Source organism: Desulfobaccales bacterium, assembly GCA_041648175.1.
Taxonomy (GTDB): domain Bacteria; phylum Desulfobacterota; class Desulfobaccia; order Desulfobaccales; family 0-14-0-80-60-11; genus 0-14-0-80-60-11.
Genome location: JBAZPO010000001.1, coordinates 218,082 through 227,865, shown reverse-complemented (window position 1 = coordinate 227,865; position 9,784 = coordinate 218,082). Strand labels below are relative to the sequence as shown.

At 53.2% G+C, this 9,784-nt stretch carries 9 protein-coding genes; 8 read left to right on the top strand and 1 reads right to left on the bottom strand.

The window, feature by feature from the left end:
• Positions 1 to 12 precede the first annotated feature (12 nt).
• On the bottom strand, positions 13 to 393 hold the full coding sequence (locus WC600_01100) for a hypothetical protein (protein MFA4901319.1): 381 nt from the start codon (positions 391 to 393) through the stop codon (positions 13 to 15).
• Positions 394 to 1,816: 1,423 nt separating this feature from the next.
• On the opposite strand from WC600_01100, the gene WC600_01095 reads away from it, so the two are divergent.
• The 8 genes from WC600_01095 to WC600_01060 all read left to right on the top strand — a co-directional run bounded on the left by WC600_01095 (position 1,817) and on the right by WC600_01060 (position 9,012).
• Entirely contained in the window at positions 1,817 to 2,182 is a 366-nt protein-coding gene (locus WC600_01095) for a hypothetical protein (protein ID MFA4901318.1), read from the top strand.
• A gap of 195 nt (positions 2,183 to 2,377) precedes the next feature.
• Positions 2,378 to 2,689 carry a hypothetical protein gene (locus WC600_01090; GenBank protein ID MFA4901317.1) on the top strand — a complete coding sequence of 104 codons (312 nt, stop codon included), beginning with the start codon at positions 2,378 to 2,380 and terminating at the stop codon, positions 2,687 to 2,689.
• Between the two features lie 849 nt (positions 2,690 to 3,538).
• Positions 3,539 to 3,997: a hypothetical protein gene (locus tag WC600_01085; protein ID MFA4901316.1), complete on the top strand. Its 459-nt coding sequence runs from the start codon at positions 3,539 to 3,541 to the stop codon at positions 3,995 to 3,997.
• 504 nt (positions 3,998 to 4,501) lie between these two features.
• On the top strand, positions 4,502 to 4,636 hold the full coding sequence (locus WC600_01080; protein ID MFA4901315.1) for a hypothetical protein: 135 nt from the start codon (positions 4,502 to 4,504) through the stop codon (positions 4,634 to 4,636).
• Positions 4,633 to 4,977 (top strand): type I restriction endonuclease, encoded by a 345-nt coding sequence (locus tag WC600_01075; GenBank protein MFA4901314.1) that lies wholly within the window; start codon positions 4,633 to 4,635, stop codon positions 4,975 to 4,977. Before WC600_01080 ends, WC600_01075 begins: the two co-directional genes overlap by 4 nt.
• A complete protein-coding gene (locus tag WC600_01070) occupies positions 4,919 to 7,717 on the top strand; it encodes an HsdR family type I site-specific deoxyribonuclease (GenBank protein ID MFA4901313.1) in 2,799 nt (932 codons plus the stop codon). Before WC600_01075 ends, WC600_01070 begins: the two co-directional genes overlap by 59 nt.
• On the top strand, positions 7,707 to 8,435 hold the full coding sequence (locus WC600_01065; GenBank protein ID MFA4901312.1) for a SprT family zinc-dependent metalloprotease: 729 nt from the start codon (positions 7,707 to 7,709) through the stop codon (positions 8,433 to 8,435). The genes WC600_01070 and WC600_01065 overlap by 11 nt, the downstream gene beginning before the upstream one ends.
• Positions 8,436 to 8,841: 406 nt before the next feature.
• Positions 8,842 to 9,012 carry a hypothetical protein gene (locus WC600_01060; GenBank protein MFA4901311.1) on the top strand — a complete coding sequence of 57 codons (171 nt, stop codon included), beginning with the start codon at positions 8,842 to 8,844 and terminating at the stop codon, positions 9,010 to 9,012.
• Positions 9,013 to 9,784 lie beyond the last annotated feature (772 nt).

Sequence of the window (9,784 nt, the reverse complement as noted above, 5' to 3'; positions counted from 1 at the left end):
ACGGCAATTCTATTATTGGGGTCTAAGTGGCTGGGCCAACAGCTTAACTAGGTTAAACGCCTCTAAAGCCAATGCCATCATAGCCAGACCGTACGGGGATGTTTCGTCTACCTTCAACTTATGACACGCCTGTTTCGCCAGAGGTTCCCCATCCTGAGGGAAGTTGGGGCCTTGCTCCAGGAGGAGGAGAACCTGGGCTAGGTTGAGAGCCTCCATAGCTAAGCCTTTCAGAGCTACGCCGTGCCGGGAGATCTCGTCCACCTCTAGCCTCCGGCAGGCCTCGCGCGCCAGCTGCCTCGCCATAGGGCCGCTCCAATCCGGGTAGCGTTCGAAGGCCCCGGAGTTCATCACCGTGGTCACTAGTTGGTCGGAATAACCCTTGATCGTAGTCATAATCCAGCCTCCCCTGATGAGAAATGTTTCTCTCAAGGTTGTAAGCAATCTTTGCTTCTCAGGAGAAATAATGATGTCACCGCAATGGGCGGCAGCAGTTTAAAGCTTTAAGGTGAGGATTAATGAAGGAGTAAACTTATTATCGCCCTCTCGCCTAATAATTTATAACATAAATATTAAATGATGTAAATTTATTATCTATATAGTTATATTATACACATTATTTGTGACAGGAGGATATTATTATTCGTATGTTCGGTTGAACCTTAAAAGCATCTGATGTCCTCAACTTGCTTGGCCATCAGGGACGGGTGAACCGTAGCTATCGTTATGGGCAAGCTTTTAGTGGCATCATTATTGACCAGAGCGCTCTGAGGCTGCCGATAGTGCTGATCGTCCCGGCAGTGCTGAATGGGTTGCTGGTGCCATTTTGAAATAGGTTGATTTTGCGCCAATCAATGATGAAGGTTTGGTGGGATGGGCCTCAAGGCTGTTTATGATGGTGCACCGATTGTTTTTATTAAAGCCTCGCGGGGTTGCTTTGCCCAAAGCCTACAGCAGGGTAGGTCTGAAAGGTGGCTACCAATGATAAAGGTTTTCGCAGAGGGTACGGCTCAAGCTATCTAAATAGCAAAGTTCTGCTCAATATCAACGCCGTCAAAATCTGTAGAGGTGATTTGATATCCAGATCATATCCTCTGTTCAACCAAGCTAACCGGGCGAGATTTTCTGACTATTAAAGGCTCTGAAACGAGCTGAAAATTCTTCGGGAACTGCCGCCCCGACCAAGACCATTAGTCTGGGTGCGATCACTGAAATCTGACCCCAAAAACCGTTCTGATGTTGGTCATTTTAACCGCACCAAGGTTGACCAATCGCTACTGAAGACCATCCTACCCTTATACACCCCAAACTTGAAATAAATTTCCAGGGCCGAAAATCCCAAACCCGTTTCCTGAGTACCCCTCCGTAACAACAGCCCTCTATCCACTGAAAGTAAAACCCCTTGCTTGGGCTCCAGGTAGTGATGGGACCTAAATAGGGGACCCATTCATCGAGATGCGAGCCCCCCACTCATCCTTTTGACAAGTTAAAGTGGAAGCCTGGATGCTCCCCCGCATGGGACCAGGCGCCCTGAATGCGCAGGCACTTTGCCTACGAGCAGCGATGCAGGGTCAAGAATGCGGCCAAGTCCGTGAGGTTAATCGGGTGCAGGTGCAGAGAACTGCTGTCCAATGAATTCTCTGCCGTCCGGGCCGTAGTTTACGGTCGCCAGACGTTAAAATCCAGGGTTGATTGCTGCGTGTTGCAGGTGAAGAATATAGACAGCCGCCGTTCTGATGACGAGGCCTCTATCCTACTGAAGGCTTGTAGCGGCTTAATTCAAAAAACAAAGGTGGTGATACAGTTGGAGATTAAAGAAATGATCGCTAAGGTCCAGTCCGCAGTGATGTGGGTTGGTTCCAAGATCAAGGCCGCTTTCACCTACGTGGTAGAGCATAAGGCCGAGATCAAGGAAGCCGCCGAGAAGGTGATCGCCAAGGTCCGTGAGATGGCTCTGTCTATACACCGGGGTCTTATGGCTGCTTTCTACCGGAGCCAGTTGACCGCTTACTACATGGACGATGCTTGTCTGTGTGGTGGCGCCAACCTGGCGACGGCTTTCCGGCATGCCCTGAACGTGGTGAAAGGCATGAGCAACGCTGAGGTTGCGTACGTGATTTACGTGGTTCGTCAGAACCTGCAGGTCGAGTCCGCGCCCCAGGCCGAATTGGCTCTGGCAGTGTAATCCGTGGCAGTTATGGGAATAGGCCGGGTCTACAGGTAGGGTAGATCCGGCCGTTCTGTGTGTGACTATCTCAGGTCGTTGACCTGGTGTGAATATGAACGAGGTTGGAGAATGATTCGGGCGATCTCGAGCGTCGGAGATCGAACCTATGCTGTGCATTGGGTCCATGCTGAAAACTACCTAAGAGGAGGACTTATGTCCTTGAAAGAGAAAGCCCAGTCTGTCTGGGCCTGGCTTGCCAAGCAGGTCAAGGCAGCCTATGCAGCTGTGAAAGATATGATCGACCACACTCTGACTGACCGGGAGTTCGAGGTCATTAAGAGAATGCCGCCCGCCATTGCTGCTTCTGCTATTACTGTGGTGGCCATTAACATGGCTAATACGGGTGTGGTTATGTCCATTGGTCTGGTGGCGGTCCTTGGTGCATTGTTTGTGGTATCGTTGCTGTGGAGCACAAACGAAAAGGTCGTGGTACCGGCAATCAAAGAGACTGTTATTTCTGAGTGATAATAACCATAATCCGGCCGCTCGAGATCATCTGCTCAGATTAAAGTAGCGCTTGGAGAAACGAAACGCTGGCCCAAGACCTTTCCGGTCCTGGGCCTTTTGTTTTGGACTTTACCTCTGGGGCGGTATCCATGCCGCAGGCATCAGATCCAGCCACTTCTATTACCGCTGTTGTCCCTGTCAACTCCGCCAAAAGATCAATGCCCCGGCGCTACTTGGCCAGGTTCGTTTTGGCGATATGGGTTGGTCTTGCGAAGATGAACTCCCCCAGCCCTTGTTTGCGAAGGTCTGGTCGTAGGGATGTCCATACGGCTCCTCATGACTTGGTTGAGAAGTAATTGGCTTGGCAGTCCAACCCTGCTGGGACTTCTGAATCCAGTACCTCTTCACCTCCAGAAAAACTCCGCTCCTGAGAAGGAGCCGAACCCTTGCGCCGGCTGCAGACGCCAATGCTCCACCGGGACTGACACCATAAGTGCTTGGGGAGCGACCATCCTGCTCTGATGGAGCTGTAACCCCGAGTGAGGCGTCGCGGCCTCAGTCTTGATCTCTTCTAAATATCTTACCGAAGGTAATCGGTTCGCCTTCTAATATGGCGCCCCGATTACCGGTAGTCCGTCACTGACCAGAGCAGTTTCTTAACTTGTCCGGGGGAGGGGGGGAGGGCAACAACGTCCGAACCCAAGAGCATTGTGCTCCCCTTTAATTTCCTGTCAAGCCATGTGTCTTGGCAAGAACCTCCGGGATGGTTCTGGTAAATCCTGCCCGCTACCAAATGACTGTCAATTCAAGCCGATCGGCTGCGAAGAGATCAAACATATTATGATCGGTTACTGGTAATCAAACCTAATGTTCAATGACATCCTGCATTGTTCAGCCACGATAACTCCGTCGGATTGCCGGATTACGACATTGGGCTTTTCCAAGAAGGTGAAGGCAAAAATCAATCCTGGAGGAAGCGTCATGTTCAACACCTGCATTCTAAGCGGTCTGGTATTAACAGAACCAAAGTTCAAGATTCATGAAGGTTTCGCTCAAGCTATGTTTGGCCTTGGCATCATGTTTGGTCCGTATAAAGCAGGCTGCATAAAAGTCTGTTGCCCCAAAGACTTGGCAGCAGTCGCTACAAGCTCCATCCATCGGGGGGATCGAGTGGCCGTTGTAGGTGCGATTGGTCATTACGAATACGAACCCTGGGAGAAAAAGAGGCCGCTCGAACTGGTGTTTGTGGCCACAGACTTAGAGCTGGTCAGGAAAGACAGCCCAGGCCAAGAGCTACTGGCTATGGACAAAAATCCGGAATCTTAAACAGCGTTATGGAATTGCCAGGTCCGTCAAGGGAAAATGGCGGGCCTGGCCCAAAACCAGAAGTATCAAAGTTGAATCTCAAGGAGTATTTCTATGGCACATCACAAAATGAGATGTAATCCAAACAGAAGGACATTGCGGCTGCGGCTAAACCGGCGACTGAATCTGAACAACCGACAATCCCATCCCGGCTACCACCAATCCTGGCCGGGATACCAGCAAACCAGTAAGGGGCGATCCAAAAGCTGAACCTGAGTGATGGCCTGCACATTGAGGAAAAGAAGAACCTTGGCGTGCAGGTCTAACCCGCTACCAGAATACTGGATTAACCCTTTTCAAACCATGACGTGTTTTTAAGAGCCGGCAAAATTAATGCCGCCTTTTTTGTCGGGTACGCCCCGATGAGTTCAGGGCGCCTTTGATGCCGAAGGAGTTGCTCCCTATGGGCTTTGCCATGATTCCAAATTCTCAAAGAGAGGTGATTGAAGTGACTAAATTTCGTTTGTGTCGGCTGGAGTTCGTCGTCACTGGTACATGGACGCCGAACTGGCCGCGCTGGAACAACGGCGAAACAAGACCCGCGACCTCAAGCAGGGCATGATGCAGGAGTTGCTCACCGGGAGGATCAGGCTGGTATGAGCACCGTTGGCCAAAGAGAGAAAGAGACCCAAGAGCGCGTAGTTAGGCTGTTTTGCGAGACGCTCAAGTATGACTACTTGGGCGACTGGACCGACCGCCCGGACAACCGCAATATCGAAGCGGACCTGCTGCGCACCTTCCTAAAAAAACAAGGCCACGACGAGGCGCTGATCAGCCGGACGCTGTACATCCTGGACAAGGCAGCCGGTGACCAGAGCAAAAGCCTCTATGACCGCAACAAGGCGGTGTACGAGCTCCTGCGCTATGGCGTGAAGGTGAAGCCTGAGGGGCGAGCAGACCCAGACCGTCTGGCTGATCGACTGGAAGGAGCCGGAGAATAATCACTTCGCCATCGCCGAGGAAGTCACCGTCCTGGCTGCGGACCCCAAAGCCTTCACCAAGCGCCCGGATGTGGTGCTATACGTCAACGGCTTGGCCCTGGGGGTGCTGGAGCTGAAGCGCTCCATCGTGTCGGTGGCCCAAGGCATCCGCCAGAACCTGGACAACCAGAAGCAGGTCTTCATCGAACCTTTCTTCTCCACCATGCAGCTGATCATGGCGGGCAACGACACCGAGGGGCTGCGCTACGGCAGCATCCAGACGCCGGAGAAGTATTACCTGGCCTGGAAGGAAGACAGCCCGATTGAGAATCTGCTGGACCGGCAACTGACGCAAATGTGCAGCAAGTCACGCCTGCTTGAGCTGATCCACGGTTTCATCGTGTTCGACGCGGGAATCAAAAAGCTCTGCCGCCACAACCAGTATTTCGGGGTGCAGGCCGCGCAGGAAGCCGTGCGCCGCCGGGAAGGCGGCATCATCTGGCATACCCAGGGCAGCGGCAAAAGCCTGATTATGATCTGGCTGGCCAAGTGGATCAGGGAGAACGCACAGGATTCCCGGGTGCTGATCATCACCGACCGCACGGAGTTGGATGAGCAGATCGAAAAGGTCTTCCTTGGCGTCGATGAAGGCATCTACCGCACCCAAAGCGGCGCTGACCTGATTGACACCCTTAATAAAAACGAGAAATGGCTGGTGGGCTCGCTGATCCACAAGTTTGGCCGCTTTGAAGCAGGCGAAGAGGTGGGTGACGTTGCCGGATACATCCAGGAGCTGAAAAAGTCCTTGCCCCCTGATTTCAGGGCCAAGGGCGACCTCTATGTATTTGTGGACGAGTGCCACCGGACCCAATCCGGCGACCTGCACCAGGCCATGAAGGCCATTCTGCCCAGTGCGCTGTTCATCGGCTTCACCGGCACGCCGCTCTTGAAGGCCGACAAACAGAAGAGCATTGAGATATTCGGCCCCTACATCCACACCTACAAGTTCGATGAGGCGGTGAAGGACGGGGTGGTGGTGGATTTGCGCTATGAGGCGCGGGACATCGACCAGAGCATCACCTCGCAGAAGAAAATCGACCAGTGGTTCGAGTCCAAGACCAAGGGCCTGACCGATCTGGCCAAGGCGCAACTTAAAGAACGCTGGGGCACCATGCAGAAAGTGCTCTCCAGCCAGTCGCGCCTGGAGAAGATCGTGGCCGACATTTTGCTGGATATGGAAACCCGGGACCGGCTCAAGAGCGGGCGCGGCAATGCCTTACTGGTGTCGGGCAGCATCTATCAGGCGTGCAAGTTCTACGAGTTGTTCGACAAGACCGAGCTGGCCGGTAAGTGCGCCATCGTCACCAGCTACCGGCCCAACCCCGCTGACCTCAAAGGGGAGGAATCGGGCGAGGGGCTGACGGAGAAATTGCGGCAGTATGGTATCTACCAGAAGATGCTGGCCGACTGGTTCCATGACGCCCCGGAAAAGGCCGTCAACCGGGTCGAGGAATTTGAGAAGGTGGTAAAGAAGAAGTTCGTCGAAGAGCCGGGGCAGATGAAGCTCCTGATCGTGGTGGACAAGCTGCTCACCGGCTTCGACGCACCTTCGGCCACCTATCTTTACATCGACAAGCAGATGCGGGACCATGGCCTGTTCCAGGCTATCTGCCGGGTGAACCGGCTGGATGGCGACGACAAAGAATACGGCTATGTCATCGACTACAAAGACCTGTTCAAAAGTCTGGAGGGCGCAGTGCAGGATTACACCGGCGGCGCCCTGGACGGCTACGATAAGAACGACGTGGCGGGGTTGCTGGAGAACCGGCTCACCAAGGCCAAGGAGCACCTGGAAGAGGCCCGCGAAGCCATCAAGGCGCTCTGCGAGCCGGTGGAAGCCCCCAAGGACACGACAGCCTACCTGCGCTATTTTTGCGCCCAGGATTCTGGCAATGCCGAACAGCTCAAGGACAACGAACCTAAGCGGGCGACGCTTTATAAACTCACTGCGGCCTTCGTCCGCGCCTACGCCAATCTGGCCAACGAGCTGGAAGAGGCTGGTTACAGCGCCGCCGAGATTGAAAAACTCAAGGCGGAGGTTGACCACTACGAGAAGGCCCGTACTGAGGTGAAGCTGGCCAGCGGTGACTACATCGACCTGAAAATGTATGAGCCAGCCATGCGTCACCTGATCGACACCTATATCCGGGCCGAAGAAAGCGAAAAGATTTCGGCGTTTGACGATATGTCGCTGATCCAGCTCATCGTGGAACGCGGTGCCGACGCGGTAGAGGATTTACCCAAGGGCATCCGTAAAAACCAGGAAGCGGTGGCGGAAACGATTGAAAACAACGTCCGGAAGTTGATCATCGACGAGCAGCCAATCAACCCCAAGTACTATGAGAAGATGTCTGAGTTACTGGATGCCCTGATCGAGCAGCGCAAGCAGGAGGCGCTGGATTACCAGAAATACTTGGAAAAGATCGTCGAACTGGCCAAAAAGGTGAAAAACCCCGCCGGAGAGGAATATCCAAAGGCGCTGAACACACCAGCCAAGCGGGCGCTTTATGACAACCTGGGCAAGGATGAGGCGCTGGCGTTAAATGTAGATAGTGCGGTACGAAAGAGCCGGCAAGATGATTGGCGCGGTAACGCCGTCAAGGTCAGAAGGGTACGGATTGCCATTAAAGCAGTGCTTCAGGATGACGAAGCCCTCACCGAGCAAATTCTGGAATTGGTGAAAAACCAGAATGAATACTGAGACTCACCATATCACCGTCAGCGGCATCGCTGTGGAAGTGGTACGCAAGGCTATCAAGAACCTGCACCTGGGCGTGTACCCACCCCACGGCAGGGTCCGGGTGGCGGCGCCATTGGCGGTTAGCGATGAGGCAGTGCGGCTGGCGGTGATTGGCAAGCTGGCGTGGATTAAGAGGCAGCAGGCGAGGTTTGAAGCCCAGCCGCGCCAGTCCAGACGTGAGATGGTTAGCGGCGAGAGCCACTATTTTATGGGGCAGCGCTACCGCCTCCGCGTCATCGAATACGCAGGGGTCATGGGAGTGGTATTGCGCAATAAGTCCTTCATGGATCTTTATGTGCGGCCGGAGACCAACGCCGAGCAACGCGAACTGGTTTTGTATCGGTGGTATCGGAAACAGCTAAAGGCGCTGGTGCCGTCCCTTCTGGAAAAATGGCAGGCAGTTCTGGGCGTGCAGGCGGCCGACTGGGGAATCAAAAAGATGAAAACCAAGTGGGGCGGCTGTACCATCAAGGCCAGGCGAATCTGGATTAACCTCGAACTGGCTAAACAACCGATACAGTGCCTGGAATACATAATCGTCCATGAACTGGTACACCTGCTGGAGCGCCACCATAATGATCAATTTCGCAAATTGATGGATGAATTCATGCCGCAATGGCGGCTGCATCGGGAAGAGCTGAACCGGGCGCCATTGGGTTATGAGAACTGGGATTATTAATGAGGCGGACAACGCTGGCAGGGCCGGAGGTCCGATGATTGGCCAAGTACCTGCGAGATCTTCTCCGGGAACCTGGCGGACTATTCAGGCATTGCTGTAGGTCCTGGCAATGTGGCATCAGCGGTCCGCCGCGGCCTCTATTTTAGGCGGCCAGCCAAGACCGAGATTAGCCAAAACTGCAAATCAGCATTGCCGGGCCGTTAACAACCTGTCACCCACTACGCAGAACCATGTACCGGAATCGGAATTTTCCAGCTTCATCGGTCTGTTGCGGAAACATTAAAAAAAATGCACCGGTAGTGAAAATAATTTGCCAATTTAAAATGTTCAACGGTTGAACACTGCAACTCATTCTCAATAAGATCGGAGAAACTTTGGCACTATCATGCAGAGGGGGCATGGTGAGATGAGCGGATATGACCGATCAGGGAATGAAATCTCTATAAGCCCTGAAGATACCATCCAAGTTTCTTTCGATACCGGAGAAGACCCCATTTTTGAGTTGTTGCCGCCATCAGCAGACGAGCTGGCCAAAAAGTTTCCCGACACCAAGCTTTCCGGCTATTTCCAACGCTAAAGCGCTGGAAAGTTTCTGGGCCATGCGGGCAGAACTGCATCGGCTTAATGCGCTGTCACTAAAAATGCACCGGCGGTGAAAATAATTTGCCAATCTCAAGTGACCCAAGTTGGGTCACTGCAATTCATTCTCAATAAGATCGGAGAAACGATGGCGCTCATTGATCCCCCGGCAAGGTGGGGACATATGATATAGAAGCGGACATCTGGTGAATTTCCGCATGGACGATGAGTCAGTATCCCGTTTTCCCGAAAACATAAATACTTCCCATTGACGGCGGCCGTCTTACCCCAAGCCCAAGCCCAGGGCACCCTTCTTTATAGCACGCTCCGCACAGCGCCCCTCCCTGGTAAATCCTGCATGACCCCAAAGTATTCTTGACCGGGCTTCCCAACAGTTGCTTTTCATGCCTAAAGATATCTGGCACAAGTCCATAACCTCGCAGATTCCACCTCCGAATCAGCGGGGTTCTGCCGCTTCAAAGTGGCGGCAAGCCCGCCATTTAACTGGCGATCTCCGCTTCCGGTGTGATGCAGCTAGTCAGGTAGATTGACAGTCTGAATAGTCATGTTGGAATAGTGCAAGATCACAACTCAAGAAGAAGGAGGCAATCGCAATGGCGATCAAACAATTCAGTTTTGATTTTACCTGTCGCATAAGCACTCTGATCTACATGACCTATTCCGTTCTGCGGGGCAGAAGGTCTGTTAGGCCATTGGAACTGGGAAACAACCGGGAGCTTCACTTGTTCCGAACCCAAAGCCCCTGATGA

Excerpts from the sequence above, each read along its gene's own strand:
- WC600_01100 (MFA4901319.1), bottom strand. The coding sequence starts at position 393 with ATGACTACGATCAAGGGTTATTCCGACCAACTAGTGACCACGGTGATG.
- WC600_01095 (MFA4901318.1), top strand. The coding sequence starts at position 1,817 with ATGATCGCTAAGGTCCAGTCCGCAGTGATGTGGGTTGGTTCCAAGATC.
- WC600_01090 (MFA4901317.1), top strand. The coding sequence starts at position 2,378 with ATGTCCTTGAAAGAGAAAGCCCAGTCTGTCTGGGCCTGGCTTGCCAAG.
- WC600_01085 (MFA4901316.1), top strand. The coding sequence starts at position 3,539 with ATGTTCAATGACATCCTGCATTGTTCAGCCACGATAACTCCGTCGGAT.
- WC600_01075 (MFA4901314.1), top strand. The coding sequence starts at position 4,633 with ATGAGCACCGTTGGCCAAAGAGAGAAAGAGACCCAAGAGCGCGTAGTT.
- WC600_01065 (MFA4901312.1), top strand. The coding sequence starts at position 7,707 with ATGAATACTGAGACTCACCATATCACCGTCAGCGGCATCGCTGTGGAA.
- WC600_01060 (MFA4901311.1), top strand. The coding sequence starts at position 8,842 with ATGAGCGGATATGACCGATCAGGGAATGAAATCTCTATAAGCCCTGAA.